The sequence below is a fragment of the Ruegeria sp. AF5 genome (assembly GCF_056541905.1).
In genome coordinates this window covers 24,050-37,816 of the sequence record NZ_JBQFYZ010000001.1, presented here as the reverse complement: position 1 = coordinate 37,816, position 13,767 = coordinate 24,050, and the positions used below count along the sequence as shown (strand labels likewise).

General features: G+C 58.6%; 14 protein-coding genes and 1 tRNA gene. 5 read left to right on the top strand and 10 right to left on the bottom strand.

Annotated elements, in window-relative coordinates; translation table 11 throughout:
• From ACR0DS_RS00185 to ACR0DS_RS00175, 3 genes are all read right to left on the bottom strand, one after another.
• A complete protein-coding gene (locus ACR0DS_RS00185; RefSeq protein ID WP_480557281.1) occupies positions 1 to 1,197 on the bottom strand; it encodes a UbiH/UbiF family hydroxylase in 1,197 nt (398 codons plus the stop codon).
• 74 nt (positions 1,198 to 1,271) lie between these two features.
• Complete coding sequence (locus ACR0DS_RS00180; protein WP_209504235.1) at positions 1,272 to 1,520, bottom strand: hypothetical protein; 249 nt, start codon at positions 1,518 to 1,520, stop codon at positions 1,272 to 1,274.
• An 86-nt stretch (positions 1,521 to 1,606) separates the two neighbouring features.
• A complete protein-coding gene (locus ACR0DS_RS00175) occupies positions 1,607 to 2,251 on the bottom strand; it encodes a pyrimidine 5'-nucleotidase (RefSeq protein WP_480476564.1) in 645 nt (214 codons plus the stop codon).
• 100 nt (positions 2,252 to 2,351) lie between these two features.
• Here ACR0DS_RS00175 and ACR0DS_RS00170 point away from each other — a divergent pair, with 100 nt between their 5' ends.
• Positions 2,352 to 2,999, top strand: a complete 648-nt coding sequence (locus tag ACR0DS_RS00170) for a GntR family transcriptional regulator (protein WP_267363400.1) — start codon at positions 2,352 to 2,354, stop codon at positions 2,997 to 2,999.
• A 3-nt stretch (positions 3,000 to 3,002) separates the two neighbouring features.
• Here ACR0DS_RS00170 and ACR0DS_RS00165 read toward each other — a convergent pair whose 3' ends face one another.
• The gene (locus ACR0DS_RS00165) at positions 3,003 to 4,880 is read right to left on the bottom strand and encodes a glycosyltransferase (protein WP_480557279.1); all 1,878 of its coding nucleotides are present in this window, start codon (positions 4,878 to 4,880) and stop codon (positions 3,003 to 3,005) included.
• A gap of 81 nt (positions 4,881 to 4,961) precedes the next feature.
• Positions 4,962 to 6,128, bottom strand: a complete 1,167-nt coding sequence (carA, locus tag ACR0DS_RS00160; RefSeq protein ID WP_480537598.1) for a glutamine-hydrolyzing carbamoyl-phosphate synthase small subunit — start codon at positions 6,126 to 6,128, stop codon at positions 4,962 to 4,964.
• 183 nt (positions 6,129 to 6,311) lie between these two features.
• Here carA and ACR0DS_RS00155 point away from each other — a divergent pair, with 183 nt between their 5' ends.
• A complete protein-coding gene (locus tag ACR0DS_RS00155; protein WP_267366166.1) occupies positions 6,312 to 6,797 on the top strand; it encodes a GatB/YqeY domain-containing protein in 486 nt (161 codons plus the stop codon).
• Between the two features lie 21 nt (positions 6,798 to 6,818).
• Here the strand turns inward: ACR0DS_RS00155 and ACR0DS_RS00150 are convergent, their stop codons facing one another.
• The 3 genes from ACR0DS_RS00150 to ctaD all read right to left on the bottom strand — a co-directional run bounded on the left by ACR0DS_RS00150 (position 6,819) and on the right by ctaD (position 9,735).
• Positions 6,819 to 7,310 (bottom strand): DUF2244 domain-containing protein, encoded by a 492-nt coding sequence (locus tag ACR0DS_RS00150; RefSeq protein ID WP_480485972.1) that lies wholly within the window; start codon positions 7,308 to 7,310, stop codon positions 6,819 to 6,821.
• Between the two features lie 44 nt (positions 7,311 to 7,354).
• Positions 7,355 to 7,954, bottom strand: coding sequence for a DsbA family protein (locus ACR0DS_RS00145; protein ID WP_480557277.1), 600 nt, complete (start codon positions 7,952 to 7,954; stop codon positions 7,355 to 7,357).
• A gap of 122 nt (positions 7,955 to 8,076) precedes the next feature.
• Complete coding sequence (ctaD, locus tag ACR0DS_RS00140) at positions 8,077 to 9,735, bottom strand: cytochrome c oxidase subunit I (protein ID WP_480557275.1); 1,659 nt, start codon at positions 9,733 to 9,735, stop codon at positions 8,077 to 8,079.
• 447 nt (positions 9,736 to 10,182) lie between these two features.
• On the opposite strand from ctaD, the gene ACR0DS_RS00135 reads away from it, so the two are divergent.
• Together ACR0DS_RS00135 and ACR0DS_RS00130 are read left to right on the top strand one after the other, a co-directional pair.
• Positions 10,183 to 10,749: a hypothetical protein gene (locus tag ACR0DS_RS00135; RefSeq protein ID WP_480493415.1), complete on the top strand. Its 567-nt coding sequence runs from the start codon at positions 10,183 to 10,185 to the stop codon at positions 10,747 to 10,749.
• 344 nt (positions 10,750 to 11,093) lie between these two features.
• Complete coding sequence (locus ACR0DS_RS00130) at positions 11,094 to 11,516, top strand: HIT family protein (RefSeq protein WP_480505592.1); 423 nt, start codon at positions 11,094 to 11,096, stop codon at positions 11,514 to 11,516.
• A 493-nt stretch (positions 11,517 to 12,009) separates the two neighbouring features.
• Here the strand turns inward: ACR0DS_RS00130 and lipB are convergent, their stop codons facing one another.
• Together lipB and ACR0DS_RS00120 are read right to left on the bottom strand one after the other, a co-directional pair.
• Positions 12,010 to 12,666, bottom strand: a complete 657-nt coding sequence (gene lipB, locus ACR0DS_RS00125; protein ID WP_480505591.1) for a lipoyl(octanoyl) transferase LipB — start codon at positions 12,664 to 12,666, stop codon at positions 12,010 to 12,012.
• Positions 12,667 to 12,707: 41 nt separating this feature from the next.
• Positions 12,708 to 13,367: a DsbA family oxidoreductase gene (locus ACR0DS_RS00120; protein ID WP_209504224.1), complete on the bottom strand. Its 660-nt coding sequence runs from the start codon at positions 13,365 to 13,367 to the stop codon at positions 12,708 to 12,710.
• Positions 13,368 to 13,508: 141 nt separating this feature from the next.
• On the opposite strand from ACR0DS_RS00120, the gene ACR0DS_RS00115 reads away from it, so the two are divergent.
• Positions 13,509 to 13,595 (top strand) — tRNA-Leu (locus ACR0DS_RS00115).
• The last annotated feature ends 172 nt before the right edge of the window (positions 13,596 to 13,767 follow it).

Genomic DNA, 13,767 nt, shown 5'->3' with positions numbered 1-13,767 from the left:
TTAGCGAACGCCAAGGCCCATCTGCATCAGCGTCTTGCGCACAGGCGGCAGGGAATACAGCGCGCTCAGCCCCATTGCGCGCGCATCCCGCAGCGGGCGCGCCTCGATCATCGAGGCGCGGTTCAGCAGATCAATCCCTTTGACCCGCATCTCGATCTCGGTGTGGCGCGCCTTGTGATAGGCGTCCAGCATCTGCGCGTCGCCCAGATCTTCGGGCCGGGACTGCGCCAGATCCAGCAGGCAGCGCAGATCGCCCAATGACATGTTCAGCCCCTGCGCGCCGATCGGTGGCACCACATGCGCGGCCTCGGCCATCAGGGCAATGCGCTCACCCGCCAGCCGTTCCGCGGACTGGCTGATGATCGGCCAGATCGTCCGGCGCGATGCCAGCCTCAAGGGGCCAAACAGGCCACAGGACCGTTCCGTCATAGCGGCCTCAAACGCTTCGGCATCAAGGGTCAACAGGTCAACGGCATTCGGCCCGCGTTCCATCCAGACAATGGCGGACGAAGGCTGCCCCTGCCAATCGGGCAGCGGAACCAGCGTGAACGGCCCGCCAGACCTGTGTATCTCGGTCGAGACATTCTCGTGAGGAACAGGATGCGTCACCGCAAACGCCAGCGCTTTCTGCCCATACCGTGTTGTATGCACTTTGATACCGGCGGCCGTGCGCATGGGAGAGTTGCGCCCATCTGCGGCCAGCACCAGCTTGCAGCGGATGCGGCTGCCGTCGCTCAGGCCAACGCGGGCTTCGGCAGTGCGGGTGAACAGGCTGACGGTCCCGGTGCCGGGGCGGAAATCGACATTCGGCAGCTCTGCCAGCCGCGCGACCATCTCCCGGCGCAACAGCCAGTTGGGCAGGTTCCAGCCAAACGGTTGCTCGGAAATGTCAGCGGCGTTGAAATCGCGTATGACGCGGGGTTCGGGCACGTCCCCGCCGGCATCGACAATACGCATGATCTGCAAGGGGGCCGCATGGGCATCCAGCCGTGCCCACAGGCCGCATTGCTCCAGCAGGCCGCGCGCAGGTTGCAGAAAGGCGGTGGTGCGCAGGTCGGACCCGTCCACATCCCGTTCGGTGATCGGTGGCGCGGGATCTACGCACACCACGTCAAACCCGGCGGTTCCAAACGCCGCCGCTGCGGTCAGACCGGCGATTCCACCGCCGGAAATCAGGATGTCACAACGGTCAGTCATGGCGCCTCTCATCAGTTCGGGCAGACCCTAGTTCGGTTCCACTCCCTGTGCCAAGTGACATCCTGTCCCGTATCTCAGCCGCGTGAGATCAGGATCAGGACCAGGAACATCACCGGCACCATCATCAGGGCAGGGATGTAAAGGCCGGGAAGACCAAACACCATGGCCGAACAGCCCCACATGCTGAGGACCGCGCCGACGGTATAATACAGGTCCTCCGCCTTGGCGTTGGCGGCGTCGCGGGCCAGCCACCCGAAAACCGGAATTGCAAAGAATAGGCGCTGCCAAACCGGCAGGCGTCCGGGCATCTCGATCGCACTCATGGGGCTCTCCGTTCTGTTCGTCGCTCCAGCGCATATAGGGCTGCGCATGCGGGTGCAGAACGTACGGATCGTCGCAGTGTGACAGGCTACCGCAGGCGGGCCAGAAATGCGGTCAGATCATCCGTGTGATGGTGGATGTGATCGGCCTCATGCGGGTCCGGGGCGACATGAACCGTGCGCATTCCCATCTCATGCGGGGCGGCCAGATTACGCGGGTCATCCTCGAACATGGCGGCCTTGTCAGCCTGAATGCCGTCCTGTGCAAAGATGGCTTCAAAGGCGGCTTTCTCGGGCTTTGGCCGATACCCGGCATGTTCGACGCCATAGATTGCATCAAACAGCCCCGAAAGCCCGCGCGCCTGCAAAACCCGCTCGGCGTAGGGTGCGCTGCCATTGGTGTAGACGATGCGCCGTCCGGGCAGGGCGCGAATGTGATCGGCCAGCTCTGCATCCGGGTCCATATGGCTCATGTCCACCTGATGCACCGCGTGCAGATAGGGCTCGGGGTCCAGATCATGTTCGGCCATCAACCCGGCCAGCGTAGTGCCGTATTGGCGCCAGTACTGCCCGCGCAGCCTGTCGGCCTCGGCCCGGTCCACGCCGATGGCCTGCACCACGTAATCCGTCATCAGAACTTCGATCTGATCGAACAGCTGCATATGCGGCGGATAGAGGGTGTTATCCAGATCGAACACCCATTGCGTGACATGACTGAAGGACGGTTTGACCATGGCTTGGGTTTAGGGCGCGGGCGGGGTGTTTTCAATGCCGTACTTGATTGACGCCCCCAGAGACGGATAGACATGTCCGAACGAGGAGACAGAATACCCCATGAGCCAGACCCGATCCCCCACCAAGGATGCCTATAGCCTGATACTCGAAGCCATTGATGTCGGCGTCTACAAGCCCGGCGATCGTCTGGTGGAAAGCGAGCTGGCAGAACGGTTCGGGGTGTCGCGCACCCCGATCCGCGAAGCGTTGCAACGCCTGGAAACCCAGTCTCTGCTGGAACGGGACGGTCGGTCACTGATCGTGGCGTCGCTGGACCACAACCAGATGGCCGAGCTTTATATCGTGCGGCGCGAACTGGAAGGGCTCGCCGCGCGGCTGGCTGCCAAACACGCCACCGAAGAAGAGATCAGGGTTCTTCAGGACATGGTTCTCGAAGATGACAAGCTGGTGGGCGATCCGATGGCGCTGTCACGTGCCAACCGGCGCTTTCACGAACAGATCCATCTGGCCTCGCACAACCGCTACCTTGTCCAGCAGCTTGATCTGGTGCACCGGACAATGGCCTTGATGGCGACTACGTCCTTGGCCGTGCAGGGGCGCGGAGAGATTGCCCAGAGCGAACATAAAGGCATCGTCGAAGCCATTGCCGCGCGCGATGAAGAGGCGGCGGGGCGGGCGCTCAAGGACCATATCTCGATCGCATTCATGACGCGCCTGAAGCAGGACGCAAGCCGCCGCGACAAGTGATTGTCAGGCCAGCGGCTCGTCTTCGCTGGCCTGTCCGTGCTGGGTCTTGTCCCAGAAAAACGGGTTGGTCGCCAATTCCCACAGCGCCTTGTAACCGGCAATCACGCCCAGCGGGAAATATAGAAACATCGTCGGAACCCAAGGCAAAAGAAACCGCCGCTCGCGTGCGGATACGGCGATCAGACCAACACCGATACTCAGCCCCTCTGCCATCAAAAACAGCCCGATCAGCGCGGTAGAGGTTGAATGCGGCACGATATTATCCATCGGATTGGCCAGCCCCAGGCTTGACAGCCAGAATACCCAGAGAACGGGCGCCAGCAGAAATTGCCCAAACGTGCCCAGAAAGAACGCCTGAAGGCCCAGAAATCTGGCACCTCCAAGGTCACGCCACAGCTTTTGCGGGCTGCGCATATGCACCAGATACGTGACCATGAACCCCTTGAGCCAGCGCGAACGCTGTTTGACCCAGGGCCACGCCCGGAAATTCGCCTCTTCATATGTTGTGGTATCCACCATTTCGGTCCGGTACCCGGCCCGGCACAGCCTTACACCCAGATCAGCATCCTCGGTGACGTTATGGGCATCCCAGCCGCCCAGTTCCAACAGCTTGTCGCGACGGAAAAAGAACGTGGTGCCCCCAAGTGGAACCACCAGCCCCATGCGGGCGATCCCCGGCAGGATCACGCGGAACCAGCTGTTGTATTCGATGGTAAAGCAGCGTGACCGCCAGTTGGTGCGCGGGTTGTAGTAATCCAGAACTCCTTGCAGGCACACCACATCCGGCGCGGCCTGGGTGAAATGCGCCACCACGCGCTCGATCTGATCCGGTTGTGGAGCGTCCTCTGCGTCCCATACGCCGACGAAGTCGCCCCGGCAGAAATCCAGCGCGTAATTCATGGCGCGCGGCTTGGTGGTCAGTCCGTTCAGCTCAGGCACCTCGACGATGCGCATCCAGCTGGGCAGGCTCACCTGCGCAAGGGCATTGCGCGTCACGTCATCCTTTTCCTCAAGCACAAGGATGAGATCCAGCAACGCCTTGGGATAGGTCAGCCGCTGTAGTCTCTGTACCAGAGCGTTCGCGATCTCGCGCTCCTTGTACAATGGCACCATGATCGATACGCAGGGTTGCCGCAATGTGATGGCAGCTTCGGTGTGGTCCGGCTGCGTTCTCAGGCGATGCCAAAGGTAAGCCAGCGTGCCAGCCATCCGAAAGGCTGCAAAAAGCACCAAAGTTCCCACAGCTATGCCCAGCACCGCCAGCAGGCCAAACGCCGGGAACATGGCAAACAGCCCCAGCACACACAACAGGGCCACCGAAGGCCCCACGCGCGACCTAAGGGTCCAGTTGCGGCAGCTTTGCGCGGGATCAACCCGCGTTTCCGCCGATCTGGCCAAAGACCCCGAGAATTGCCGCGCAATCGTCCGATCGATCTGATCGGATGCCGCCAGCACCGGGATCACGGCATAATCGCATTCCCGCATCCCGGCGGTCACGGTTGCGAACCGGTCGGGCCGGGCGGTGGCCACCAGAACAAGGGGGCCAATCCGCATCCAGGGGATGACATTGTGTTTCAGCCAGAAGTCGACCGGCATTAACCCGCTCAGTTCCGGCATCGGCGGGATCTGTTCAAGATCGGCAATCTGCCAGCCGGATTGCGCAGACAGCGCGCTCAACACGTCCTGCCGGGTGGCATAGCCTTCTCCGACCAGTATCTCTCCCAGCGGTGCGTTCTGTCTGGTTTGCTGGCTCAGCGCATGGTCCAGCTGGGATCGGGTGATAGCCCCGGTTTCCAGCAGGCAGGTGCCCAACGGTTTCCGATACCCGGGCGCGGGGATCGGTGCGGCGGACGTGAAATCCAGAAGATCAAGCTCAGCCATAACAAAACCCTGGCGCAGTTACCTGCGCTCAGGGTTGTTCGATCAGGGTTAACACCCGGTTAACACTGCACAGACAAGCAGTTATGCCTGAATTTTCTTCTTTTCCATGGCCTCGGCGAAACGCTCGAACAGATAGAAACTGTCCTGCGGTCCGGGCGATGCCTCGGGGTGGTATTGCACCGAATAAACCGGCCTATCCGCCATGCGGATACCGCAGTTCGAACCGTCAAACAGCGACCGGTGGGTTTCCACGACGCCATCCGGCAGGGATTGCGCATCGACAGCAAAACCGTGGTTCATCGACGTGATCTCGACTTTGCCGGTGTCCAGATCCTTGACCGGGTGGTTCGCGCCATGGTGGCCATGGTTCATCTTGACCGTCTGACCTCCCAGCGCCAGCGCCAGCATCTGGTGTCCAAGGCAGATGCCGAACACAGGCAGGTCTGTCGTCTCCAGAATCTCTTTGATCATCGGCACGGCGTATTCGCCTGTTGCTGCCGGATCGCCGGGACCGTTCGACAGGAACACACCGTCGGGCTGATGTGCCAGCACGTCGGCTGCGGTCGCGGTTGCGGGCAGAACGGTAACATCACATCCGGCGGATGCGAGGCAGCGCAGGATGTTGCGCTTGGCGCCATAGTCTACGGCAACAACCTTGTGGGCAGGGGCCTTCTGACGCTGGTACCCATCCGGCCAGGCCCACCGCATCTCATCCCAGCGATAGCTTTGGGCGCAGGTGACTTCCTTGGCCAGGTCCATGCCCTCCAGCCCGGCAAAACCGCGCGCGGCGGCGACCAGCGCCTCGATGTCGAAATTTCCCTCGGGGTCATGGGCCAGCGCCACATGCGGCGCACCTTGCTGGCGGATTGCCCGGGTCAGGCGGCGGGTATCGACACCCCCGATGGCGATGCGCCCCCGGCGGGCCAGCCAATCCTTGAGCTCCTCGGCCGAGCGCCAGTTCGATGGCTCGGTCGGATCCCATTTCACAACCATGCCAGCGGCGACCGGATCACCGGTTTCGTCATCCTCGGGGTTCACGCCGACATTGCCGATATGAGGGAAGGTGAAGGTCACGATCTGCCCGGCATAAGACGGGTCGGTCATGATCTCCTGATATCCGGTCATCGCCGTGTTAAAGCACAGCTCGGCCACGGTTTGCCCGGTCGCGCCGAAGCCTGCGCCGTAAAACAGGGTTCCATCGGCCAAAGCCAGACATGCGGTGGGCTTGGACGGGGCATTCGGGGCCATGGCGCGACTCTCCTGTAGGGTAAATCGGCGCATACCTAAGGGGGTTGGGCGTCTGGGTCAAGTCTGTTCAATTTTTGGGCTGTTGTTGTTTTTCAATGGGTTAGATGGATCGACCCCCGGTTGTATCAGGCTTTTTGTTTCTATATGGTCGGGGTTCCGTTGTCATGGGGATGGACAAACCAAATGGACATGCGATCACGGGTGAATGCCGCCCTGAAGCAAGCAATGAAAGACAAAGCAGCCGAGCGTCTGTCGACGCTGCGGTTGATCAACGCCGCCATCAAAGACCGCGATATCGCGGCACGTGCGTCCGACAATGAAGAAGCAAAGGGATGCAGCGACGCAGAGGTTCTTGAAATCCTTGGTAAAATGACCAAGCAGCGCAAGGAAAGCGCCCGCGCTTACGAAGAGGGCGGTCGCCTGGATCTGGCCGAACGCGAGATTCGCGAAGTTGAGGTGATCGAGGAATTTCTGCCCAAACAGTTGGACGACGACGAGGTCAGCAAGGCCATTCAAACCGCCATCACGGCAACCGGCGCGGGTTCGATCCGCGATATGGGCAAGGTGATGGGCGAGTTGAAGACGCGCTATACCGGCCGGATGGATTTCGGCAAGGTCGGTCCGATGGTCAAGGATCACCTGTGCGCAGCATCAAACGGCGACTGCTGAGGCACTGGGCCCCGTGAATTGCTACTGCGCGACTGGCTCGCGCAGTCTTAGGACCAGCTCGTCATAAAGCGTGATCCGCTCATCTTCGGACAGAAACGCCCCGATTTCGACCTCGCGCCCGTCTCCGACAAGGGTGACATAATGCGGAACCGGGCCACCTTTCTCGTGCATCGTCGGTCGCGCCCAATAGCGGTTGCAAGACCATTCGTGCTGCTCTTTGCCGGGGGTGTGGTGCACCAGCCGCGCATGCGTGCCCGACAGGGTCAGAACCTCGAAAACACTGCGGGCGCGGTAGTTGGTCTTGATGGCCAGCCAAAGCCCCAGCACAGTGATCAGCAGAAACGGCAGCAGCCCCCACAGGATTACGGAACCAAGCGTGGCCAGCAATGGGATCAGGCCAAACAGGAACACCGACAATATCGTGATCATCGCCCCCCGCGGCGGCAGCGAGTTATGCGGCCAAAGCCGCAGTTCCTGTTCGGTTTCCGAGGTCTGATTCCACGTATAGGGCATACCGCGAACATAGCGCAGCGCGGCCTCGTGTCGACGGGTTTTGATCAGACGACGTGGCCGACCCGAGACCAGGACAGGGCGTCATCCAGACGATCGTCACCCCAGAATACCTCCTGCCGGACAACAAAGCTGGGGGCGCCGAAAACACCCAGTTTGACGGCGGTTTCGGTTTCCACCTCAAGGGCTGCGACGATGTCGTCGCCTTGCGCGCGCGCCAGGGTCAGTCGGGGGTCCTGCTGACACCGCAAAAGCGCCTCGGACAGTGCACTTTCGCGACCGGCTTCCACCCCTTCTTCGAACCAGATGCGATAAAGCGTCTGGGTGAACGTCACGCCCCAGCCGTCCATCATTCCAAGCACCGCAACCTGATTGGCCAGCGGCAGATTGGAAATCGGATAGGGCGCGGGCAGGTTGGCGTGGATGTGGTACTTGGCACAGCGGCGTTCGATGTCGCGCCACATATAAGCCGATTTCACAGGCTTTCCGGCAAAAGGAATATTCTGCTGAGCCGACATCACCGTACGCACGTTGAACGGGCGCCAGTTCACCGTGGCGTCATGCTGGGCACACCATTCGTCCAGACGCATCACGGTCAGGAAGCTGTACGTGCTGCCAATGGAATACCAAAAGTCGATCTCGGGCATTGCCGACCCTCCGACTGTTCCGTCCGCACATCATAGCCGATTTCGGGGCAGTTGGCGAACGCGGGGTGAGGGCAAAGAAAAACCCCGCCACCTGGGCGGGGTTTTCTTGGTTCAGATCGGGATCAGTGCGCGTGGCCCTTGTCCCAGTCTTCCTGCTTGGGCAGCTGCTCGAACGTGTGCTCGGGCGGCGGCGTGGGCAGGGTCCATTCCAGCGTATCCGCATACTCGTTCCAGTAGTTGGGCCGGGTCTCGCGCGCGCCACGCAGCAGGGCGTAGATCACGATGCCGAAGAACAGCAGGAACGAAGCGAACGAGATGAACGCACCAATCGACGAAACATAGTTCCACTGCGCGAACGCCTCGGGATAGTCGATGTAGCGGCGCGGCATGCCCTGACGACCCAGGAAGTGCTGCGGGAAGAAGGTCAGGTTGGCGCCGATGAAGAACATCCAGAAGTGAACCTTGCCCCAGAACTCGGAATATTGGCGACCGGTCATTTTCGCGAAGTAGAAATACATCCCCGCAAAGATCGCAAAGACGGCACCCAAGCTCATCACATAGTGGAAATGCGCAACCACATAGTAGGTGTCGTGATAGGCACGGTCCACGCCAGCCTGCGACAGAACCACACCGGTCACACCGCCAACGGTGAACAGGAACAGGAAGCCGAAGGCAAACAGCATCGGTGTCTTGAACTCGATGGAACCGCCCCACATGGTCGCGATCCACGAGAAGACCTTAACGCCCGTCGGAACCGCGATGACCATCGTGGCCAGCATGAAATAGGCCTGCTGACGCAGCGACATGCCGACGGTGTACATGTGGTGCGCCCACACGACAAAGCCCAGAACACCGATCGCGATAATCGCCCAGACCATCGGCAGATAGCCAAAGATCGGCTTGCGCGAGAAGGTCGCGATGACATGGCTGATGATGCCGAAACCGGGCAGGATCACGATATACACTTCCGGGTGGCCAAAGAACCACAGGATGTGCTGATACAGGATCGGATCGCCGCCACCGGCCGGATCAAAGAAGGTAAAGCCAAAGTTGCGGTCCATCAGCAACATGGTGATTGCGCCCGCCAGAACCGGCAGCGACAGCAGAATCAGCCACGAGGTGACGAAGATCGACCAGCTGAACAGCGGCACCTTGAACAGGGTCATGCCGGGGGCACGCATGTTCAGGAAGGTGGTGATCATGTTGATCGCGCCGAGGATCGAGGAGGCGCCCGATACGTGTACGGCAAAGATCGCAAGATCCATCGACATGCCGCCCTCGGTCGTGGACAGCGGCGGGTACAAAACCCAGCCGACGCCCGAACCAAGCTGATCGTTACCCCCGGGGCTGAGCAGCGAGGCCACACCCAGCGAGGTACCAGCGACATACAGCCAGAAGGACAGGTTGTTCATCCGCGGGAACGCCATATCCGGCGCGCCGATCTGCAACGGCATGAAATAGTTGCCAAATCCGCCGAACAGGGCAGGGATGACAACAAAGAACATCATCAGAACACCGTGATAGGTGATCATCACGTTCCACAGATGCCCGTTGGGCGTACACGGGTCGGCCATGAAGCCTTCCAGGCACATGTACTGAACACCGGGGTGCATCAGTTCAAGCCGCATGTAAACGGTCATCAGAACCGAGATCAGACCGGCCAGAGCCGAAACGATCAGGTACAGAATCCCGATGTCCTTGTGGTTGGTCGACATGAACCAGCGCTGGAAAAAGCTGCGCTGGTCTTCATGGTCGTGACCATGAATGGCTGCGTCTGCCATTATAGGTGCCTCCTGTTGCAACTACACCGCGCAGCCGGACCTCTCCAACGCGCGGGATTCCTGCTGGTTTTAGAATGCGTAGGGGCGACCTTCAATGGCCGAGTTTGATCTGGATCAAGATAAATGGCCGCACCCCCCTTGAAAACGGGTGTTCGAGAAGCCGGGATCTGAGCGTTCGGGGGGGGCTGGTGATACAGCGGATCTGGTACCTGTCGTCATGCCGCACGCAATGGGACCGCCTCCCTAAGCCGACCCGGCAAGCGTGAACGCCTGCCGTCGGCCCACTCCGCAGGATCGAGGACAGGGAAGGGGGGTGTTGAGGCCAATTTACCGAATGCTGCATAACGATTAAATGTCCGCTATATGTTCGGAGGTGCAACGAGTGCGCCAACTTGGGCTCGAAGGCAACTCTGGAATTGCAGTGTACGGGAGAATCGGAACAGCGTTATGGCTCAGCAAAATAGACGCATCGTACCTCAACCCAAGAAACTCGTATGTACCCCCCAGAACTACCGAACAACTGGAGGTCTGGAGTTCTGGTATGAACACGAAAGCAGGCGGATCGCTACGTCAAACCCTGACGTATCGTTGAATTTTGTCAGAACTGGCGGAATGGAAGCGGTAATGTATTTGTTTTTAAAGTTGGACGGTCTGAGTATTCAGATCGGTCAAAAGGGAGGCAGACCGTTCCCGCCCAGCGTTTATCAGGGGCCCAAGCGAGAAACGACTTGGGTAATAGGCTCTCTTGGTATGCCACTCTATTTTGATACATTGGCAAAAACGCATACGTCACGCCGCGTCCATAACCCATCCCACCGCTTTGAGCCTGTGGCTCTTGACGAACATTTTATCTCAATCGAGCAGCAAGAGGACGCGATAGCTTTTCTGAAAGAAGCTCTCGCAAAATACTGTGGGGAATGGATCGGTGCATGCCGAGGAGAGGAGCAACACGCAAAGGTATACTTGCTCCCAGAGTTGGAAGAACAGTTGGCGGCTGGGCAGTTCTTGAAATGAACTACTCGCAGGCAAATTTGTCATTGGCGCAATTGTAGCGAAAGCTCAATTTGTCCGCACAGTGCACCTTCGACTTGAGCTTGATGAAGTATTCAAAAACTTAACCAGTTTACGTCCGATTAAGAGTTGCGAAATCGGTACTCTGCTGCGCGGGCAGACATCACCTGTCGGGAACGTGCCGCATCTGTCTCTGATGATGTGATCTCATGCCAAATCCAAGTGTACAAAACGTACAGCGCCCTCTGAAAACCCGGTACATTTTGTACATTTCAGGGCTCAATCCCCCGGCTTGACCCGGCGGGGCGGGTGGACCACAACTCGGGCAAAAGCCCCTCAAGGAACGGATGGCAACCATGGTTTATGATCCCGACAACATCTTCGCCAAAATTCTGCGCGGCGAGATACCTTCGTCAAAAGTTTACGAAGACGCCGACACACTGGCCTTCATGGACATCATGCCTCGTGCCGATGGGCATTTGCTGGTGATCCCCAAAACGCCCTGCCGCAATGTGCTGGATGCCACGCCCGACCAACTGGCGGCGGTTATGAACACCGTTCAAAAGATGGCTCGTGCAGTGATGAAAGCCTTCGACGCGGACGGTGTAACCATTCAGCAATTCAACGAAACCGCAGGCGGGCAGGAGGTTTTCCATCTCCACTTTCACGTCCTGCCGCGTCATGACGGCGTGTCGATGCGCCCACCTGGTAAAATGGGTGATTTCGACCTGATTGCCGAGCATGCGGAGAAGATACAAATCGCTTTGTAGTCAATATCTTACGGTCTTTTTGTGAGGTGATAGTTCGGACTATTACCCACACCCGCCCGCGCATATCGTCGTGACCGGAGACAAGAAAACCCGAAACCCCTCCTTGGGACCGACCAAGTGACTCAATAGCCGGATAACGCAGAAATCGCCTGCTCCCTTGCAACGCGAATTGGCCATAAGATTAAGCGGGAAGGGGGAAATGAATTGCCGTTCCGATTTGGGGTCGGAACGGCAGACTCGTAACCAAACACTTCTCGGATTTCGAGGGCGAGCCCTTGATCACCGGTTTAACATACCACTCACTCTTGATTGGCAGTTTCATATTACTCGTTAACAACTCCGGTGTATCCCAGAGAATTAAAATTTGCCTAAAGAATAACGTAAAACTGAATAGTTCTTGGTAAATTGCAACGTGTTTCGGAAACAGAGCCTTCCACACATGCATATTGTTGTATCCAAGCAGAGCGGATGCTGATTCTCTGACGAAGTAGAATCAGAGATCAGAGGCACCAAAAACGTCCGAGAAGGTTTTTTTCAGGGCCGCATCAAGATCATCCATAGTGACCGGAAGCCCCAGATCCACCAACGAAGTCACGCCATATTCGCTGATCCCGCAGGGAACGATGCCCGAGAAATGCTCCAGATTCGGTTCGACATTGATCGAAATGCCGTGAAAGCTGACCCACTTTCGCAAACGCAGGCCAATTGCCGCGATCTTGTCCTCTGCCGGTTTGCCAGTCACCGTCAGCGGTTTGTCGTCGCGTCGCACCCAGACACCAACGCGTCCGTCGCGTATTTCGCCGTGTACGTTGAATTCAGCCAGTGCCGATATCACCCAGTTTTCCAGCTGCTTCACAAATTGGCGCACGTCGCGCCCGCGCTTGTTCAGGTCCAACATGACATAGGCCACACGCTGACCGGGCCCGTGATAGGTGTACTCGCCGCCGCGTTTGCTTGCATAAACCGGAAAGCGGTCAGGATCGGTCAGGTCTTCGATCTTTGCCGACGTGCCTGCCGTATAAAGTGGCGGGTGTTCCAGCAACCAGATGCACTCCTCCGCGTCGCCACGTGCAATCCCGGCGACGCGCGCCTCCATAAAGGCGGTGGCGTCGTCATAACTGGTCAGACCATCGGTGATTTTCCATTCCATGGCGGCCTCATATCCGCCCAAAGCGGGCAGGGGAAGAGGGGTCAGGCCGCTTCGGCCAAACACTGTTGCAGCACCCGAGAATAGGTGTCGACCCCTTGCGCGCCGGTCAGCAGGTATTTTCCGCCAAATACCATGGACGGCACACCAGAGATCCCCCGGCTGGTCCAGAACTGCTGTTTCTCTCGCACCAAAGCGATATGCTCCCCGGTCTCAAGCACCTGCCGTGCGGTATCAGGGTTCAGCCCTGCAGAAGTGACTGCCTGCAACAGAACCTCAGTGTCGGAAACATCCTGTTGCCGGGTGAAATACGCGTCGAAAAGCGCAAGCTTCAATTGATGTTGCAGGCCCTGACCTTCGGCCCAATCCAGCAACTGATGCGCCTTGAATGTATTCACGATCCGGCTGTCTTCATCAAAGTTGAAGGTGAACCCCAGTTCCGCCCCGATCGCCGTTAACCTTTCGCGGGCCTGCTGGCTCTGTTCAGGGGTCGAGCCATATTTCTCCGTGATGTGTTCCCGAAGGTTCTGCCCTTCAGGCGGCATGTTCGGGTTCAATTCGAACGGGTGCCAGCGAAGTTGGGCTTGGATGCCCTGCTGTTTCATTGCCACATCAAGCTGACGAAACCCGACTATACACCATGGGCACACAACGTCCGACACGATATCGATCTGTATGATGGGGTGGGTGTCGGTCGAGGTCATCTGAGGCTCCTGTCAGATCGAAACTGCGCTGTGTATCGGCTTAGATAAGACTGCTGCGAAGGATTTTAAACCAGCGTGTTTTTGCCTCTTCACATCGCGCGCGCCAACGTCTATACGCCGCTCTACCAAGTCACTGGCAGTGCGGTCGTGGCGGAATTGGTAGACGCGCAGCGTTGAGGTCGCTGTGGGGTAACTCCCGTGGAAGTTCGAGTCTTCTCGACCGCACCAAAAAATCTGAAATAAATTAACTATATCAATGTTTTATTGATTCTGGATGGAGGCGTGCCCACCCCTGTAACCACCGTTAGATTGCGCTTTAGTCAATCGCCGCTCAATTGCAGAGGCTTTTTTGCTAGGTCGAGCACCATGGGGCTTGAAACACTTATTAGGTGCTCGCGAC

What these genes read in the sequence shown, in the direction of transcription:
- lipB (WP_480505591.1), bottom strand. Translation starts at nt 12,666, where the DNA reads ATGGAATGGAAAATCACCGATGGTCTGACCAGTTATGACGACGCCACC.
- carA (WP_480537598.1), bottom strand. Translation starts at nt 6,128, where the DNA reads ATGGCCCCGAATGCCCCGTCCAAGCCCACCGCATGTCTGGCTTTGGCC.
- ACR0DS_RS00180 (WP_209504235.1), bottom strand. Translation starts at nt 1,520, where the DNA reads ATGAGTGCGATCGAGATGCCCGGACGCCTGCCGGTTTGGCAGCGCCTA.
- ctaD (WP_480557275.1), bottom strand. Translation starts at nt 9,735, where the DNA reads ATGGCAGACGCAGCCATTCATGGTCACGACCATGAAGACCAGCGCAGC.
- ACR0DS_RS00185 (WP_480557281.1), bottom strand. Translation starts at nt 1,197, where the DNA reads ATGACTGACCGTTGTGACATCCTGATTTCCGGCGGTGGAATCGCCGGT.
- ACR0DS_RS00170 (WP_267363400.1), top strand. Translation starts at nt 2,352, where the DNA reads ATGAGCCAGACCCGATCCCCCACCAAGGATGCCTATAGCCTGATACTC.
- ACR0DS_RS00130 (WP_480505592.1), top strand. Translation starts at nt 11,094, where the DNA reads ATGGCAACCATGGTTTATGATCCCGACAACATCTTCGCCAAAATTCTG.
- ACR0DS_RS00165 (WP_480557279.1), bottom strand. Translation starts at nt 4,880, where the DNA reads ATGGCTGAGCTTGATCTTCTGGATTTCACGTCCGCCGCACCGATCCCC.
- ACR0DS_RS00155 (WP_267366166.1), top strand. Translation starts at nt 6,312, where the DNA reads ATGGACATGCGATCACGGGTGAATGCCGCCCTGAAGCAAGCAATGAAA.
- ACR0DS_RS00145 (WP_480557277.1), bottom strand. Translation starts at nt 7,954, where the DNA reads ATGCCCGAGATCGACTTTTGGTATTCCATTGGCAGCACGTACAGCTTC.
- ACR0DS_RS00120 (WP_209504224.1), bottom strand. Translation starts at nt 13,367, where the DNA reads ATGACCTCGACCGACACCCACCCCATCATACAGATCGATATCGTGTCG.
- ACR0DS_RS00175 (WP_480476564.1), bottom strand. Translation starts at nt 2,251, where the DNA reads ATGGTCAAACCGTCCTTCAGTCATGTCACGCAATGGGTGTTCGATCTG.
- ACR0DS_RS00135 (WP_480493415.1), top strand. Translation starts at nt 10,183, where the DNA reads ATGGCTCAGCAAAATAGACGCATCGTACCTCAACCCAAGAAACTCGTA.
- ACR0DS_RS00150 (WP_480485972.1), bottom strand. Translation starts at nt 7,310, where the DNA reads ATGCCCTATACGTGGAATCAGACCTCGGAAACCGAACAGGAACTGCGG.